The 15,537-nt window shown below is 70.5% G+C and carries 14 protein-coding genes; 8 read left to right on the forward strand and 6 right to left on the reverse strand.

Annotated elements, in window-relative coordinates:
• Position 1 precedes the first annotated feature (1 nt).
• The 4 genes from ABZ794_RS29700 to ABZ794_RS29715 are packed head-to-tail and all read right to left on the reverse strand — an operon-like array spanning position 2 to position 3,681.
• A complete protein-coding gene (locus ABZ794_RS29700; protein ID WP_357518646.1) occupies positions 2-505 on the reverse strand; it encodes a hypothetical protein in 504 nt (167 codons plus the stop codon).
• The gene (locus ABZ794_RS29705) at positions 502-1,962 is read right to left on the reverse strand and encodes a HAMP domain-containing sensor histidine kinase (protein WP_357518647.1); all 1,461 of its coding nucleotides are present in this window, start codon (positions 1,960-1,962) and stop codon (positions 502-504) included. The genes ABZ794_RS29700 and ABZ794_RS29705 overlap by 4 nt, the downstream gene beginning before the upstream one ends.
• Positions 1,959-2,651, reverse strand: coding sequence for a response regulator transcription factor (locus tag ABZ794_RS29710; protein ID WP_357518649.1), 693 nt, complete (start codon positions 2,649-2,651; stop codon positions 1,959-1,961). The genes ABZ794_RS29705 and ABZ794_RS29710 overlap by 4 nt, the downstream gene beginning before the upstream one ends.
• Positions 2,652-2,670: 19 nt before the next feature.
• Positions 2,671-3,681 (reverse strand): phosphatase PAP2 family protein, encoded by a 1,011-nt coding sequence (locus ABZ794_RS29715; RefSeq protein ID WP_357518651.1) that lies wholly within the window; start codon positions 3,679-3,681, stop codon positions 2,671-2,673.
• A 233-nt stretch (positions 3,682-3,914) separates the two neighbouring features.
• Between ABZ794_RS29715 and ABZ794_RS29720 the strand changes: the two genes are divergently transcribed.
• Positions 3,915-4,421, forward strand: a complete 507-nt coding sequence (locus tag ABZ794_RS29720; protein WP_210786315.1) for a winged helix-turn-helix domain-containing protein — start codon at positions 3,915-3,917, stop codon at positions 4,419-4,421.
• 73 nt (positions 4,422-4,494) lie between these two features.
• On the opposite strand, the gene ABZ794_RS29725 is transcribed toward ABZ794_RS29720, so the two are convergent.
• Complete coding sequence (locus ABZ794_RS29725) at positions 4,495-8,919, reverse strand: S8 family serine peptidase (RefSeq protein WP_210786316.1); 4,425 nt, start codon at positions 8,917-8,919, stop codon at positions 4,495-4,497.
• Positions 8,920-9,159: 240 nt separating this feature from the next.
• Here ABZ794_RS29725 and ABZ794_RS29730 point away from each other — a divergent pair, with 240 nt between their 5' ends.
• Complete coding sequence (locus ABZ794_RS29730) at positions 9,160-9,684, forward strand: winged helix-turn-helix domain-containing protein (protein WP_357518653.1); 525 nt, start codon at positions 9,160-9,162, stop codon at positions 9,682-9,684.
• A 92-nt stretch (positions 9,685-9,776) separates the two neighbouring features.
• Positions 9,777-10,283 carry a VOC family protein gene (locus ABZ794_RS29735; RefSeq protein ID WP_357518655.1) on the forward strand — a complete coding sequence of 169 codons (507 nt, stop codon included), beginning with the start codon at positions 9,777-9,779 and terminating at the stop codon, positions 10,281-10,283.
• Positions 10,284-10,353: 70 nt separating this feature from the next.
• On the opposite strand, the gene ABZ794_RS29740 is transcribed toward ABZ794_RS29735, so the two are convergent.
• Positions 10,354-11,244, reverse strand: coding sequence for a diiron oxygenase (locus tag ABZ794_RS29740; protein WP_357518657.1), 891 nt, complete (start codon positions 11,242-11,244; stop codon positions 10,354-10,356).
• 48 nt (positions 11,245-11,292) lie between these two features.
• On the opposite strand from ABZ794_RS29740, the gene ABZ794_RS29745 reads away from it, so the two are divergent.
• The 5 genes from ABZ794_RS29745 to ABZ794_RS29765 are packed head-to-tail and all read left to right on the forward strand — an operon-like array spanning position 11,293 to position 15,530.
• Positions 11,293-12,021, forward strand: a complete 729-nt coding sequence (locus ABZ794_RS29745) for a TetR family transcriptional regulator (RefSeq protein ID WP_210786319.1) — start codon at positions 11,293-11,295, stop codon at positions 12,019-12,021.
• Positions 12,018-12,317 (forward strand): DUF4873 domain-containing protein, encoded by a 300-nt coding sequence (locus ABZ794_RS29750; protein WP_357518659.1) that lies wholly within the window; start codon positions 12,018-12,020, stop codon positions 12,315-12,317. Before ABZ794_RS29745 ends, ABZ794_RS29750 begins: the two co-directional genes overlap by 4 nt.
• Positions 12,318-13,811 (forward strand): NAD(P)/FAD-dependent oxidoreductase, encoded by a 1,494-nt coding sequence (locus tag ABZ794_RS29755; RefSeq protein ID WP_357518661.1) that lies wholly within the window; start codon positions 12,318-12,320, stop codon positions 13,809-13,811.
• Positions 13,801-14,673, forward strand: coding sequence for an SDR family oxidoreductase (locus ABZ794_RS29760; RefSeq protein ID WP_357518663.1), 873 nt, complete (start codon positions 13,801-13,803; stop codon positions 14,671-14,673). Before ABZ794_RS29755 ends, ABZ794_RS29760 begins: the two co-directional genes overlap by 11 nt.
• A complete protein-coding gene (locus tag ABZ794_RS29765) occupies positions 14,670-15,530 on the forward strand; it encodes an alpha/beta fold hydrolase (protein WP_357518665.1) in 861 nt (286 codons plus the stop codon). The genes ABZ794_RS29760 and ABZ794_RS29765 overlap by 4 nt, the downstream gene beginning before the upstream one ends.
• Positions 15,531-15,537 lie beyond the last annotated feature (7 nt).

The raw sequence follows: 15,537 nt of genomic DNA on the forward strand, positions 1-15,537 counted from the left end.
GTCACCTGATCGGGCACGCCCGGGGCGGTCGGGCGCCGTCGGACCCGACGATGGTGACGGTGGTGGCGGCGTTCGCCGCGCTGACCTGCGCCGCGGCGGCGACCGTCGTGCAGATGATCTGGTCGACCGCGCGCCCTGACAACGCCTGCGCGGCGATGTTCGCCCGCACCGTGAGGTCACCGGACCGATCCGCGCCCGCCGTCACCGTGACCGGGTCCAGGCCGGCCGGAACGTCGCTGGTGAAACCCTGGGCGCGTTCGTTCTCCTGCGGACCGGCTGCGAGCAGCGAGAGCGCGGCGGCGGGCGACGGGTCCGTGTTGACCGGGCGGAGGACCAGCACCAGTTCGCCCTGCGCGAGCAGGTAGAGCCAGCTGCCCTGGGCGGGGCCGCTGATCGGCGGACGACCGGTGATGACCGCACTGGGTCGTACCCCACAGCCCGCCGCGAGCAGCGTCAGAAGCAGTCCGCCGGCGAGCAGCGCACGGCCCGTTCGTCGGCCGGTCACCGGGCACCTCCGGTGTCCGCCGTTTCGCGGGGCAGGCGGAGGGTGAACACCGCGCCGCCGTGGGTGCCGTTGCCCGCTACGAGACTCCCCCGTCGCTCGCCGTGGCGGTGCAGACGCGCGTTCTCCCAGGAGATGGCGAGGCCGAGGCCGCTGCCCTCGGAGCGGGTTCGCGCGGTGTCGGCCTTGTAGAGGCGGTCGAAGACGTGTGGCAACACCTCCGGGTCCAGTCCGGGCCCCCGGTCGGCCACCTCGATGGTGACCCAGCCCGGGTCGGCGCCGAGTCGTACCGACACCGGCTCGGCACCGTGCCGGAAGGCGTTGCCGACCAGGTTGGCGACGATCACGTCCAGTCGGCGGGGGTCGAGCCGGGCCACGATGCCGGGTGGCAACTCCGTTCGTACCCGGTCCAGCCAGCCGCGGATCCGCAGGGTCGCGGTCACCGCCGCGGCCACGTCCACGTCGTCCAGGGCGAGCCGCGCGGTGCCGGAGTCGAACCTGCTGATCTCGATGAGGTCGTTGACCAGTTGGGTGAGGTTCTGCGTCTCCTGGCTGACCAGCCGGGCGGCCCGGCCCGCGTCCCCGGGCAGGTGTTCGGCCTCCTCGTCGAGCACGTCGGTGACCGCCGTCATCGCGGCCAGCGGCGTCCGGAGTTCGTGCGAGACGTCGGCCACGAAGCGGCGGGCGTCGGATTCCATCCGCCGCAGCTCGCTGACCTGCCGCTCCAGCGTGCCCGCGGTGTCGTTGAAGGTCCGCGCCACATCCGCCAGCTCGTCGGCGCCCCGGACCGTCAACCGGGTGCTCAGGTCGCCCTCACCGAGGCGGCGCGCCGCCCGACTGAGGTCGCGGACGGGTCGCAGGACGCCGCGGGCGGACAGCAACGCCAGTAGGACGGCGAGGATCAGAGACAACCCGCCGGTCAGCCACGCCCGGGTGGCGAGCCGGTCGATGCTCTGCTGCTCGGGCACGAGATTGCGCACCGAGTAGACCTCCACCCCGGACGGACGGGACGTGCCGTCCGCGCGGTCCAGCGCCAACTGGGTACCGATGAGCAGCGCGGGCTCTCCGGCGAGTGAGACCCGCTGCCAGGCGATGCGACCGTCACGGACCTCCTGCCGCAGCTCGGGGGTGAGCGGGTCGGCGAGCTCGGAGCCGCCCTGTGCCCGCATGTCCCGGTAGACGACCACCGCGAAGCTCTCCCGGTCGCTGAGGCGCTGGGCCAACAGTTCGAGGTCGTCCTGGGTCGGCGGAAGCTGGGCGATCGGGTAGACCTTGGTGAGCTGGTCGGTCAGCGACATCACCGCGGCGTCCTGCGCCTGCTGGAGGATGACGGTCCGAGCCTGGAAGTAGCTGCCACCGGCCACCGCCACCGTCGTGGTCACGCCCAGCAGCGCGAACGCCAGGAGGAGCCGGACCCGTAGACCCGAGACCCATGCGCCGACCCGGCGCCACTGTGTCACAGCGGCCCGAACCGGTATCCGAAACCACGTACCGTCTGGATGAAGACCGGCGCCGACGAATCGGCCTCGATCTTGGCGCGTACCCGCTGGACGCACGCGTCCACGAGTCGCGAGTCGCCGAGATAGCCGTGCTCCCACACGGCCTCCAGCAGCTGCTGGCGGCTGAGCACCTGGCCGGGCGTGTGCGAGAGTTCGAGCAGCAGCCGCAGCTCCGTCGGGGCGAGGCTGACCGGCGTTCCGTCCTTGCTGACCACCAGCGCGGCCCGGTCGATTGTCAACTCACCGTGCTGTTCCAGGCCGGTCCGGTCGCCGCCGCGCCGCGAGTCGCCACCGGTCCGTCGCAGCACCGCGCGGATGCGCGCCTCCAGCACCCGGGCCTGCACGGGCTTGACCACGTAGTCGTCGGCGCCGGCCTCCAGGCCCGCGACCACGTCCATGTCGTCGTTGCGGGCGGTGAGCATGATGATCGGCAGGTCGCCGAGCTGCCGGATCCGGCGGCAGACCTCGAACCCGTCCATCCCGGGCAGCATGAGATCGAGGACCACGACATCGGACGGGGTCGCGCGCAGCCGCTCCAACCCCTGCTCACCGGTGCCCACGGCGTGCACGGTGTGGCCCTGTCGGGTGAGCGCCAACTGCAGTCCGTCGCGCACCGTCTGGTGGTCTTCGATCAACAGCACCTGGGACATGTCGTCAAGTATCCCATCATTAGATCTTTCGGGTTTCGGTCGTTGGCGGTGGCTGCGCTCGGCTCCGCGGGGAGGGCGGCACCGCGAACTCCGTCGAACGCACCAGGAACACCACAGCGCCCACCAGGAACATCGTCGACGCGGCTGCGGCCACGATGGCGATCAACAAGCCGCGCTGCACCGACGCGGCCAGACCGGGCACGACCACCAGCAGCGCCCAGACCAGTACAACCAGCCCGACTGCGGCCTCGGCCAGCCTGCGCCAGAGGCTGCCACCGTCCGAACCTCCGGTCGTGTCGCGGCCGTCGGACCAGGCCGCCAACGCTGCCGCCGCCAGGCAGAACAGAGTCGCCCCGAGCAGTACGCCACCGAGCACGTCGCTGAACCGGTGCCAGCCCGCGATCATCGTGGCGGCGGCGATCACCGAGACACCCGCCGCGCCCGGCGCCGCCAGCCAGCGCCGGGCCCACCCGGGCAGGACCAGCATGAACGCCAGCAGCAGGGCGGTCGCCGCCGCGACATGGCCGCTGGGGAAGCTGTTGTGGGTGGTGGAGCTCAGGATCTGGAGATCCGGGCGGGGCAGCTCCGACTTCACAGCGCCGGCCAGCAGCACGGCGCAGACGACAATGCCCACACCGACCACCCCCGCCACCAGCCGCCGGCGGAGCACACCCACCAGCAGCACCACACCGAGCAGGGCCGCGATGAGGCTCGGGCTGCCGAAGGTGGCCAGCACGGTCTTGGCCGGGCCCACCAGCACGGTCTGCTGCTCGTACCCTCCGCCCCGCTCGGCGCGCGGCAGGAGCACCCCGTCCAGCCACTGCCCGGGGTACGTCCGGACGAAGACGGCGGCGGTGAGGGTCAGGGCAACCAGACCGGACAGCGCCGCCACGAGCAGTCGAAGCCCCAGCGGCACCGCCGCGCGGGCGTGGGGCAGCGGTCGCGCCGGACCGGGCGTCGACCGCCCGACGGAGTACAACGATCCGATGGACATGGCGACCATGCTCGCCCCGAAAGGTCCGTACCCCATGCTCGGATTGTCTTGGTTCTGTCACAACCACCCACACCGCTTCCGGAAAAGCGGATCGTCGGCGGTGGGCCGGGTGGACCTGGACGGCGCGGCGGGATTCACATGCTTACATGCAACGATGTTTTACCCAGCCGAGATCAGCCACCACTAGGGTCAGGACGCCGATCGATGTTTCGGTCGGCGGTGCGAAAAATCCATCCGGAGTGAGTTGGGGAACCGGAAGGTGTTGGCAAATGCAGGGAATTCCAGTGGCCAGCCTGGTCATCGGCATCGCATCCTCGCCGGCCGAGCGGCGACATCTGGCCCGACTGCTCGGCGGCAGTGACGCCTTTCTGATCGTCTCGACAGTCGAGCAGGCACGAGGGTTCCTCGGGGTGGTCGAGGCGCCTGCCGCCCCGGCTCCCCCGACCGCTGTGGCGCTCGCCGAGGTGGCGCCGAGCCCACAGCCACCGCCACCGGATCTGGCCGTCGACTCCGACCGCCGGGTGCTGCGCTGGCGCGACCAGGAGATCGACCTGACCCGGCTGGAGCACGACGTCCTACTCTGCCTGGTGCACGCGCCCGGTCAGGTCTGGACCTACGAACGCCTGCACCTCGAGGTCTGGGGCAACCGGCACCTCGGCCGGGGCTCCGACATGCACTCGGTGATCCGCCGGGTGCGCGGCAAGCTCGCCAGTCTCAACGCCACGGCGACGATCCACTCGGTACGCGGCGTCGGCTTCCGGCTCGCCCCCGTCTGATCACCCCGGGCGCGGTCCGGCCCGCCTGGTCGGGGACCAGGCGGGCCGGACTTCTTCGGCTAGTGCTCGGGCGTCAGCACTTGATGGGCGCCAACCCGAAGTTCTCCACCGTCGGAGTGGCGGTGTCGATCCTGGTCTGACGGGTCTGCGGCTTCCAGCCGTCCTTGGCCACGATCATCGTGAGCGGGTTGTTGCGGCGGTCCACCCAGTAGGCGTACTTGCCCTCGGCGTCGGTGGCGAAGGTGTACGACGCCGCCCACGAGTCGACCTGCACTACCGCGCCGGTGAGCGGCGAGGTCGCACCCTGGCAGCTGGTGCCGGTGACCGTACCCATGAGCTTGCCCCAGGTCTTCGGGGGGTTCGCGGTCATGGTCACCGCGACCGGCGCCACCGAGTACGGGGTGTTCTCGGAGATCGCGACCGCGCCGGAGTAGGTGCCCGGCTGGTCCACGTTCGCCGTCAGACCGACGGTGACAGTGACCTTCGCACCCGGCGCGAGGGTGACCGCCGACTTGTCGATGGTCATCCAGCTGACGTCGGCCGCCGACTCGGAGCATCCCTCGAAGCCCGGGAGCACCTCGCTGTCCGGAGCCGCGTTGAAGCTGCCGGACGAGCCGCCGATCTTGTAGAAGCCGCACGCCGCGCCGCCGCGGTACCGCGCGGTGTTGGAGTTGGGCAGGTTGGACCACGAACCGGCGGCCGGGTCGAAGGCGAAGCCGGCGTTGCTGATGGCCCCACCCTGCGAGCCACCGACAACCAGGAGCTTGCCGCTGGCGACGGCGTACGAGCTGGCCCAGTTGTCGGCCGGTGCGTCGGCGATGGCGGTCCAGGTGTTGGCGCCCGGGTCGAAGGCGTAGCTGGACTTCTGCGCGGCGGAACCGTCGTTGCCGCCGGTGCAGTAGAGGACGCCGTCGATCCCGCCGCAGGAGGCGAAGGCCACCGACTTCGGGTAGTTGGCCATCGTCTCCCACTTGTCACCGGTCGGGTCGTACCGGACGACGCTGTTCGACATCGGCAGACAGGCCGCCGTCGTGCAGCCACCGACGGCGTACAGCTTGCCGTCGACGACGGCCTGACCGGCCGCGGCCCGCGGTGCCGGGTTGTCGGCCAGTTCCGTCCAGGTGTTGGCCCCCGGGTCGTAGGACCAGGTGGCGGAGTCCGGGCCTGCGTCGCCCCAGCCACCGCTGACGATGATCTTGCCGTTCACCACGCCCGCGGTCACCGCGTTACGCGCGCCGGGAAGGTCGGCGATCGCCGTCCAGGTCTGTGCGGCCGGGTCGTAGGCGTAGTTCTTGGTGGTGGATGCCTCACCGTCGCCACCACCGAGCGAATACACCTTGCCGTCCAGGTTCACCACCCGGTTGTCCATGATCGTGGCCGGGTAGTTGGCGATGTCGGTCCACGGCGCCGCCTGCGGGCCGACCGCCGCGGCAGCGGCCTTGGCCTCCTTGCCGGACGCCTTGGCGGCGAACGACGTCGGTACGGTGAGCCGCTGCTCCGGCGCGCCGCTGGACCCGAGCACCTGCTGGCGGGTGACCTTTGAGCCGTCCGCCCGCAGGAGTTCGAACCCGTTGTCCCGCTCACCGAACTTGACCTCGACCGGCGCGCCGCCGGTGTTGGTCACCGTGAACGACTTGCTGGTCTTGCCGTTGGGCATCTGGAGCGTCGCGCTCAACTGCGTCGGCGTCACCGCCAGTCGACCGGCCGCGAGCTGGAAGTTCGCGGTGGTCGCCCAGTCGGCCTCGACGTCGACAGGCTTGGTCTGGCTGACGTAGTTGCCGGCGGTCGCCGTGAACGGGTGCTCGCCGGTGAGCGACGAGTAGATCCAGTAGAAGCCGTCGGCCAGCCCCGGGTCGTCAGGGGTCGCCACGGTGACGGCCTTCTCGGCGGGCCGGTCCTTGCTGGTGACTGTCGCGCCGTTGACGTAGCTGTCGTCGTTCTTGTCGCGGACGTTGCCGACGACCAGACCGCCGTCGACCGGCACGCAGGTGACCTGGCTGCCGATCAGGACGTTGTCGACCTCCCACCACCACTCGTACGAGGCGTCGTAGTAGTGGAACCGAACCTGCACCTGCGCCTGGCCGGCCGCCTGCGGGATCGGAATCTCGGTCAGCTTCGGTCCCCGGACGTCGGTCTCCTGCCGCAGCACGTTGGTCCAGGTGGCGCCGCCGTCGATGCTCAGGTCCACGTCGGCGGTGTCGTCGTTGAGCTGGTTGAAGTCCTGGTTGAACCGGATGACCGGAGCCGTGACGCTGGTCAGGTCGACCACCGGGCTGACCAGGGAGGTGTCCTGGCTGGTGCCGGCACCGTAGTTGTCGCTGTCGATCATCGCGAAGTTGCCGGTGCCGCCGGTCAGGTTGCCCCGGTCGCCGTCGTCGGTGAACTTCCAGACCTGACCGCTGCCCGCGTCGTCCACGACGGTCCAGCCGGCCGGCGTGGTCGTGGCGTCGAAGGTCTCGTACTCACCGTCGGAGCCGGTCGCGTATCCGGGCGCGGTGGTGCAGACGCTGCTGTCCACCGGCACGGCGACGTTGGCGGTGGCGTTGCCCGAGCCGACCACGACGTCCTTGGTGACGGTCTGGTAGCCCGGGTACTGCGGCTCGTACTTCAGGGTGTACGTCTGCCCGGCCGGCAGCTTGATGCTGTAGCGGCCGTTTGACGGGGTGGTGTAGTCGTAGACGCCGGACACGCCGGTCACTGTCACCTTCGCGTACAACGGCCAACCGTGGCCGGAGCCGTCGGTGACCGCTCCGGTGACGTTGACACTCGGCACCGCCGTGAGGGCGACGTTGAGCGTCGTGGTGGCGCCCTTGGCGACAGTTGCCGTCTTGGTGGTGCTGGCGTAGCCGAACGCCGCGACGGCGACCTGGTAGTCGCCGGTGGGGAGCTGGGTGGAGAACGTGCCGTCGGCACCGGTGGTCAGCTCACGCTCGGAGGCGCCGGTGAGCGTCAGTGTCGCGCCGGCGATCGGGGCGCCGGAGGTCGCGTCGGTGACAGTGCCGGCCAGCGTGCCGACGTCGCCGGTCGGGGCGGCGTTGAGCAGCGCGAGGGCGTCGAGTCGGCCTTCGCCGTAGACGTTGTTGTCGGCGGCGGTGCCGCCACACTGGTCGTCGGCCTTGTCGATCGCGGCGCCGTTGAGCAGCGCGCGGGTCGCGTTGACGTCGCCGACCAGCGACGGCGCGGCCGAGTACAGCAGCGCGATCGCGCCCGCGAGGTGCGGTGAGGCCATCGAGGTGCCGCTGATGCTGCCGTAGGCGCTGCCCGGGATGCTCGACCGGACGTTCACGCCCGGCGCCGAGATGTTGGGCTTGATCTCGCCGTTCTGACCGGCGCCGCGGGAGGAGAAGCCGGCGACGTTGTTGTTGCTGTCGTACGCGCCGGTCGAGTAGTTGCTGACGAGGCTGCCCGGCGAGCCACTGGTCTGGCAAGCAGGCCCGCTGTTGCCGTTGGACCAGGCGCCGAAGATCCCGGACGCGGCCCAGGCGTTCGTCACGTCCTCCATGAACGGCTCGTTGGACGGGTCCCGGGTGCCCCACGAGTTGTTGATGATGTTCGGTCGCTTGCTCGCGTCCGCGTTCTGACCGTTGAGGTCCAGCGGTTCGAGCATCCACTGACCGGATTCGACCAGAGCGGCGTCACTGGGGCAGCAACCGTTCGCCGCGATCCACTTGACCCCGGGGGCGACACCGATCTGGTTCGCGCCGTCGGAGCCGGCCATGGTGCCCATCGTGTGCGTACCGTGGCCGTCGCCGTCGCAGGGGGCGGTGGCGCAGGCCCCGGTCGCGTTGGCGGCGTTGAACCAGTTGTAGTTGTGGTCGAACGTCCCGTCGCCGTTGTTGCCCCGGTAGGAGTTCACCAGCGCCGGGTGGTTGAACTGCACCCCGGTGTCAATGTTCGCGACGGTGATGCCCTCGCCCTTGACGCCGTACTGGGACCAGACGTCGTCGGCGTTGATGTTGGCGATGCCCCACTCCAGGGCGTTCACGGTCTTCTCGTCGGTGCCCTTGGTCGTCTCCGGCACCTTGTACGCGACCGGCGCGTAGAGGCCCTCGACCTCCGAGTGCCCGGCGAACTTCTGGGCCATCGCCAGCGAACCGCTGTTCACCTTGATGGCGTTGGTGGCCCAGAAGGTCTGGTATTTGGTGCCCGAGCTGTCGAGGTCGGCCCGGATCTTGCCCTGGCTCGCTGCGGCGGTCTTGCGCAGCGCGTCCGCCACCGCCGTGCCACGCTTCGACCAGTCCTTGATGGCGCTGGCCTTGCTCAGGTCGGCCCGGTCCTTGAACCGGATCCAGAAGTCCCCTTCACTCTTCGCCTGGAGCTGCTTGGCGAGCTCCGGTCGGATCTTGTCCCCGGTCTGGGCGCCCGCCCCCATCGCACCGCCCGGCGCGGCCTGCGCGCCCGAGCTGATCGTCGCCAAGCATGTCGCGGCGAGGATCGTCGCCGCGCCGGCGCTCACCAGTGATCTGGCCGCGCGCCGCCATTGTGGACGTCTGAACATCGGTGCTGCCTCCCTCAGAACGACCCAGGGTGTAATGGGCCATGGTGGACCTCCCCCATGCACCGCGCGGGTCACGCCGGTTGCCCGAGTGGACACTATGATCGAGAAGAACGGACGATCAAGAACTTGCCGTGAGCAACTTGTCGCTAAGAGTTGCCCTGGCTGGCGGCACGCTTGCCAATCATTGTCAGAACCGTGACGAGAGCTGGGCAGGGATGCCCATCGATCCCGGGTGGTGCGGTGGCCGAGGACGAGGCAACGGTGAACAGGGGTGATCCGGCCGACGAGCCGTTCCCACTGCTGATCGCGGTGACCCCGTCGCCGGCCGAGCGCATCCGGCTCGCGGAGCTTCTCGACGGCATCGCACCGCTGCTGCTGGTCGCCGACCTCGACGAGCTGCGCCGGCTGATCGCCGCCCCGCAGCAGGCAGCCGCCCTGTCCGAACCGACGCCGGCCGCCGCCCTGGTGATCGACTCGGCCCGCTCCAGCGCCCGCTGCGGGGAACGTGAGGTCGACCTCACCCGCCTGGAACACGACCTGCTGACCTGCCTGATCACCGAGCCGGCCCGGGTCTGGAGCTACGCCGAGCTGCACCGGTCGGTCTGGGGTGACGAGGGGCGCGAACGCAAGGCGGACGTGCAGTCGCTGGTCAAGCGGCTGCGCCGCAAGCTGCACGGCCTGGGCACCGGGGCCACCATCGATGTCGTCCGCGGTGTGGGGCTACGGCTGACCGATCACCAGCAGGCGCGGGTCGAACGGGCCTGACAGCGACGTCGCATGAACTGATCTCGCCCGGGGTACGCCAGGAAGATCAGCATCAACACAGGCGACGAAGAGCGCTGGTAAGGAGAGTCAGGATGGCATTCCCCAATCCCTCGACCGTGTCCATCGGGCTGAAGAAGGCCGCACACGTCGGGATCGCGGTGAGTGACCTCGACCGCTCGGTCGCGTTCTACCAGGCCCTGCTCGGCGCGGAACCGGTCGTTCGGGACGAAAGCATGCACGGCGCCGGTTTCGCGCAGTCACAGGGGTTGCCGACGACGAAGCTGCGGTACGCCACGTTCAACCTCGACAACCTCGGGATCGACCTGATCCAGTTCCAGGAGCCGGTCGGCGACACCGCCCAGGTGGCGGCCAACCGGCCCGGCTCGATGCACCTGTGCTTCCACGTGGACGACGTACGCGCGGTCTACGGCCGAATGAGCGAGGCCGGGTTCGAGTTCCTCGGACAGCCGTACACGTTCGCGTCCGGCGAGGTGGAGCCGCCGGCGGCGGTCGGCACCGCTGTCGCGTACTTCAACGACCCGGACGGGACGAACCTGGAGATCATCGCGCCGAAGGGTGGCTTCGCCCGCAGCGAGTGAGCCACACGGACGGTGTGGGGTCCGGCCGGGGACGGCCGGCCCCATGCCGCTCACGCCAGGGGGACAACGGTCAGATCAGCCCGGCCCGGGCCCACAGCAGACGCCCCGGCCCAGCCACCAGGCCAACGCCCGCCAGGTGGTCGTGCACCCGCGCCGCGGACCAGCGCAGGGTGGCACGCCAGTGCGGGTTGGTGTGGGCGGCGGCCCGACCGACCGCCGGCGGAATGCCCACCGCCGCGTACACGCCGGGATGGACCAGGCGGTTGGCGATCGTGTAGGCGGCCCGACCGACCAACAGTCGGGCGTACGCCATGCCCACCGGACCGGTGGCCGCGACCGCGGCGGCCAGTTCCTCGCGGGCGAACCGGACGTGTCGCGCCTCCTCCACCACGTGGATGCGGGAGACCATCCGGATGAGCGGCTGGAGCGACTCGTCCGCCATGATCTCGCGCTGGAACGCGTCGAGGATCTCCTCCGCGATGAGGATCGCGGCGTACATCCGGGGGCCGCTGGCGGTGGCCTTGAGAAAGCGCCCGAGGTGGTGGTCCACGGTGCTCGCGCGATAGACCGGACAACCCGTCGCCTCGATCAGCCGGCCGAACATGATGGAGTGCCGGCACTCGTCGGCGACCTCGGTCAACGCGTACTGTGCCTGCCGGCTGGTCGGGTCGGCACGGTAGTACCCCCGGATCAGCATCTGCATGAGGATCGTCTCGAACCACAGCCCGGCGCTGGCCGCGCTGGCAACCTCGTGCTTGGTCAGCTCGACGCGCTGCTCCTCGCTGAGCTGCTCCCACAGTGGCGTGCCGTAGAGGCTGCTGCGCTGTGGCGGGAGCCAGTAGGCGCCGGTGGTGTGCGGGGCGTCCCAGTCGATCTCGACGGTGGGGTCGTAGCTGGCCCGCAGCGAGGACGTGAGTAGGCGCTCGGCGACTGCCGCACGCCTGGTTTCCGCCGCCTCCATGGCTCCTCCATATTGACGTGACGACCAGTAACTGTTACGAGTAGTAGCATGCAATCGCCGCTCACCGATGTCAATGCGCCCGACCCGCCGGCCACGCCCTCCGACGCCAGCCCGAAGGCGAAGGGCAACGGCCGCCGAGACCGCTGGGCAGACCATCGTGAGCAACGACGGCAGCAGTTGGTCGGCGCCGCGGTGCAGGCCCTGCTGCGGCACGGGCCGACTGTCGACATGGAACAGGTGGCCGCCGCCGCGGGTGTCAGCAAACCGGTTCTGTACCGCTACTTCGCCGACAAGTCGCAGCTCTGGGTCGCGGTCAGCGAGGTGGTGGCGGCCCGGGTGGTCGACGCCATCGCGCCCGCCGTCGAACAGGTCCGCGAGGAACGTGGCCTGGTCGAAGCGACGATCGACGCCTACCTGGGCGTGATCGAGTCGGAGCCGAGGCTCTACCGGTTCCTGATGCACCAGTCCGGCGACCCCGGCATCCACCAGGTGATCGCCGGCACCAGCCGGCAGGTGGCCGCCGGGCTCGCCCGGGTGATCGGCGACCGGCTACGCACGCTGGGCCTGGACGCCGGTCCCGCCGAGCCCTGGGCGTACGGCCTGGTGGGTTTCGTGCAGGCGGTCGGCGACTGGTGGACCACGCACGGCCAGCCGATCAGCCGGGCCGCCCTCACCGACTACCTGACCGCCCTGCTGTGGAGCGGCATCGAGGGGGTGCGGGCCAGCGCCGACCTGCCGCACGAGCTGACGCGCGCCCACGAGCGGATCGTGCCGTGAGCTACAACGGCCCGGCGGGTGTCGAGGGCAGCGCGGTCCGGGTGCACCTCAGCGGGCGGTGGGAGCCGGTCGACGGCCGCTTCCACTGGGGCGGACGGATCGAGCCCGAGCCACGGGTGGCCCACCTGCTGCGCTCCGGCCGACGCGACGTCGAGTTGCGCATCGCCGACCGCGTCCGGGCGGCCCGACTGGCCGAGGTCGATCCGTGGGGCGGCGTACGAATCACCGGCGTGGGCGATCCGCCCTGGCCGCCAGTGGCCGACCCGACTCGCACGCCCGAGCTGACGGAGGAGTGAATGGAGACAGACGTTGCCATCATCGGCGCCGGCTTCGGTGGCCTGGGCGCCGCCATCCGCCTACAGCGGGCCGGCTTCACCGACTTTCTCGTCTTCGACCGGGGTGAGGACGTCGGCGGCACCTGGCGTGACAACAGCTACCCGGGCTGCGCCTGCGATGTCCCGTCGCACCTCTACTCGTTCTCCTTCGCCCCCAACCCCGAATGGTCGAACACGTTCTCCGGCCAGCCGGAGATCTGGGACTACCTGCGCGGCTGTGTCGACCGCTTCGGGATACGCCCGAGGTTGCGGTTGCGCCACGAGGTGCGGGAGGCAAGGTGGGACGACCAGCGCCAACGCTGGCTGTTGCGCACCTCGGGCGGCGACCACAGCGCCCGGGTCCTGATCTGTGCCGCCGGCCCGCTCAGCGACCCGGCCATCCCCGACCTGCCCGGGATCGACGAGTTCGCCGGCACCGTGTTCCACTCCGCCCGTTGGCGGCACGACCACGACCTGACCGGCCGGCGCGTCGCGGTGATCGGCACCGGCGCCTCGGCCATCCAGTTCGTGCCACAGATCCAGCCGACGGTCGAGAAGCTGACGCTCTTCCAGCGCACCCCTGCCTGGATCATGCCGAGGTTGTCGCGCCGGATCAGCGGCGTCGAGCAGGCCGCGTTCCGCACCGTGCCCGGTGCGCAGCGGGCCGCCCGCGCAGGGCTCTATCTGGTACGCGAGAGCATGGGCCTGGGATTCCTGCACCCGGCGGTCAACCGCCTCGCCTCGCGCCTGTCAGTGCGTACGCTGCGGCGTCAGGTCCCCGACCCGATCCTGCGGGACAAGCTCACCCCCCGCTACGCGATGGGCTGCAAGCGGGTGCTGATCTCCAACGACTACTGGCCGTCGCTCACCCGGCCGAACGTCGACGTGGTCACCACCGGCATCGCCCGAATCGTGCCGGACGGTCTCGTCACCGACGACGACGTCCACCACCGGGCGGACACGATCATCCTCGGGACCGGCTTCCACGTCACCGACTCCCCCGTCGTCCGACGCATCCACGGTCGGGGCGGGCGCAGTCTGGGTGACGTGTGGACCCCGAGCATGCGCGCGTACCGGGGCACGACCATCGCCGGCTTCCCCAACCTGTTCTTCCTGCTCGGCCCGAACACCGGGCTCGGGCACACGTCGGTGGTGCTGATGATCGAGGCGCAGCTGCATCTGGTGCTCTCGGCCCTGCGTCACATGCGGGCCCGGGGCGTCCAGGCCATCGAGCCCACCGCGCGGGCGCAACGACGCTGGACCGAGCGGGTCGACCAGAAGATGACCGGCACCGTATGGCAGACGGGCTGTTCGAGCTGGTATCTCGACGCCACCGGCCGCAACACCACGATCTGGCCGGGCTTCGCCACCAGCTTCCGGATGCGGCTGCGCCGGTTCCGCCCGGCCGACTACCAGATCGCCTCGACCGGCAGCACCCCCAACGAACCGGAGCGGGAGCACGCCGATGCGGTATGACCTGGCGGGCAAGATCCTGCTCATCACCGGCGCGGCGCGCGGCATCGGGGCGCAGCTGGCCCGCGAGGCCGTCGCCCGCGGGGCCCGGGTCGCCCTCGTCGGTCTGGAGGGCGAGCTGCTCGAGCGGCTCAGCGCCGACCTCGACGCGCACTGGTACGAGTGTGACGTCACCGACCAGGTGGCGTTGGACGCCGCAGTCGCCTCCACTGTGGACCGCTTCGGTGGCATCGACGTGGTAGTGGCCAACGCGGGCATCGCGAACCTCGGCACCGTCGCCGTGGGACCGGTCGACGCGCTGGTCCGTACCGTCGAGGTGAACCTCTGCGGCGCGATCCGCACGGTCAGCGCGGCGCTGCCCCACGTCACCGCCGCCCGCGGCCACGTCCTGATCGTCTCGTCAGCCGCCGCCTTCACGGCAATGCCCGGCATGGCCGCCTACTGCGCGTCCAAGGCCGGTGTGGAGCAGTTCGCCAACGTGCTGCGCCTGGAGACCCGCCCACGCGGTGTCACCGTCGGCACGGCGCATCCGATCTGGATCGACACCGACCTGGTCCGCGACATCAGTGACGACCTGGCATCCTTTCGCACCACGCTGCGCCGGTTGCCGTGGCCGCTGTCCACCGTCGTACCCGTCGAGCAGTGCGTCGAGGCCCTGCTCCACGGCATCGAGCGCCGCAGGCGCAAGGTGTACGTGCCACGGTCGCTCGCCCTGGTACAGGCGTTGCGGCCGGTGATGCTCAGCGGCCTCTCGGACGCGTTGATCACCCGGTTCGGCGGCCAGACCATGGTCGGCCAGATGGAAGACGAGGTACGCCAGCTCGGGCGTTCCTTCGGCAGGACGTCGGTGGGAGAGCGGTCATGAGCATTCATTTCCGACGTGCGGGCAGCGGAGAGCCGCTCGTGCTCATCCACGGCATCGGTCACCGTCATCAGGCGTGGGAGCCGGTGTTCGACCGGCTCACCGCTCACCACGAGGTGATCGCGCTCGACCTGCCCGGCTTCGGGAACTCCCCCGTGCCCGGCACCGGCATGCCCGCCGACATGGCCGCCACAGTGGCCGGGGTCCTGCCGGCGTTTACCGAGTGGGGGCTGGAGCGTCCGCACGTCGCCGGCTACAGCCTCGGTGGGGCGATCGCCCTGGAGCTTGCCGCCACCGGGGCGGTCGCCTCGGCCACGGCCTTCGCCCCCGCCGGCTTCTTCACACCGGCGGAGCGCCGCCGGGCGCTGGCCATCCTCCGGATGCTGCGGGCCAACTCGTACCTGCCCACCACGATCATGCGGGTCGCGCTGCGCTCGGCGTACCTACGGGCGTTGTGCTTCGCGCCGCTGATGGCCCGCCCGACGCTGCTGGATGTCGAGCGCGCGCTGGGCGACGCGCTCGCCCTGCGCCGCGGGGCAGGCTTCAACGCGGTGGCCCGAGCCGCCCGCGACTATCGCTTCGACTGCCTCCGGTTGTCCGACGCGACGGTGCCGGTGACCATCGGCTGGGGGGACTGCGACCGGATCTTCGGCGTCCACCAGGCCGAGCGCGCCCGCGCGGGCCTGCCGGCGGCACGGGTGGTGACGCTGCCGCGTTGCGGGCACGTCCCGATGAGCGACGACCCGGACCTGGTCGCCGCGCTCATCGTGGAGACCACCGGCGCCATACCCCGCACCGAGCGACCGGATCCGTCGGTCTCCGCCCGGGTCACGAGTCAGGAAGATCACTTCACACTCTAAAAACTTG

It is taken from the genome of Micromonospora sp. NPDC047187, from assembly GCF_040643355.1.
Taxonomy (GTDB): Bacteria; Actinomycetota; Actinomycetes; order Mycobacteriales; family Micromonosporaceae; genus Micromonospora; species Micromonospora salmantinae.

Excerpts from the sequence above, each read along its gene's own strand:
- ABZ794_RS29710 (WP_357518649.1), bottom strand. The coding sequence starts at position 2,651 with ATGTCCCAGGTGCTGTTGATCGAAGACCACCAGACGGTGCGCGACGGA.
- ABZ794_RS29715 (WP_357518651.1), bottom strand. The coding sequence starts at position 3,681 with ATGGGGTACGGACCTTTCGGGGCGAGCATGGTCGCCATGTCCATCGGA.
- ABZ794_RS29720 (WP_210786315.1), top strand. The coding sequence starts at position 3,915 with ATGCAGGGAATTCCAGTGGCCAGCCTGGTCATCGGCATCGCATCCTCG.
- ABZ794_RS29725 (WP_210786316.1), bottom strand. The coding sequence starts at position 8,919 with ATGTTCAGACGTCCACAATGGCGGCGCGCGGCCAGATCACTGGTGAGC.
- ABZ794_RS29735 (WP_357518655.1), top strand. The coding sequence starts at position 9,777 with ATGGCATTCCCCAATCCCTCGACCGTGTCCATCGGGCTGAAGAAGGCC.
- ABZ794_RS29740 (WP_357518657.1), bottom strand. The coding sequence starts at position 11,244 with ATGGAGGCGGCGGAAACCAGGCGTGCGGCAGTCGCCGAGCGCCTACTC.
- ABZ794_RS29745 (WP_210786319.1), top strand. The coding sequence starts at position 11,293 with ATGCAATCGCCGCTCACCGATGTCAATGCGCCCGACCCGCCGGCCACG.
- ABZ794_RS29755 (WP_357518661.1), top strand. The coding sequence starts at position 12,318 with ATGGAGACAGACGTTGCCATCATCGGCGCCGGCTTCGGTGGCCTGGGC.
- ABZ794_RS29760 (WP_357518663.1), top strand. The coding sequence starts at position 13,801 with ATGCGGTATGACCTGGCGGGCAAGATCCTGCTCATCACCGGCGCGGCG.
- ABZ794_RS29765 (WP_357518665.1), top strand. The coding sequence starts at position 14,670 with ATGAGCATTCATTTCCGACGTGCGGGCAGCGGAGAGCCGCTCGTGCTC.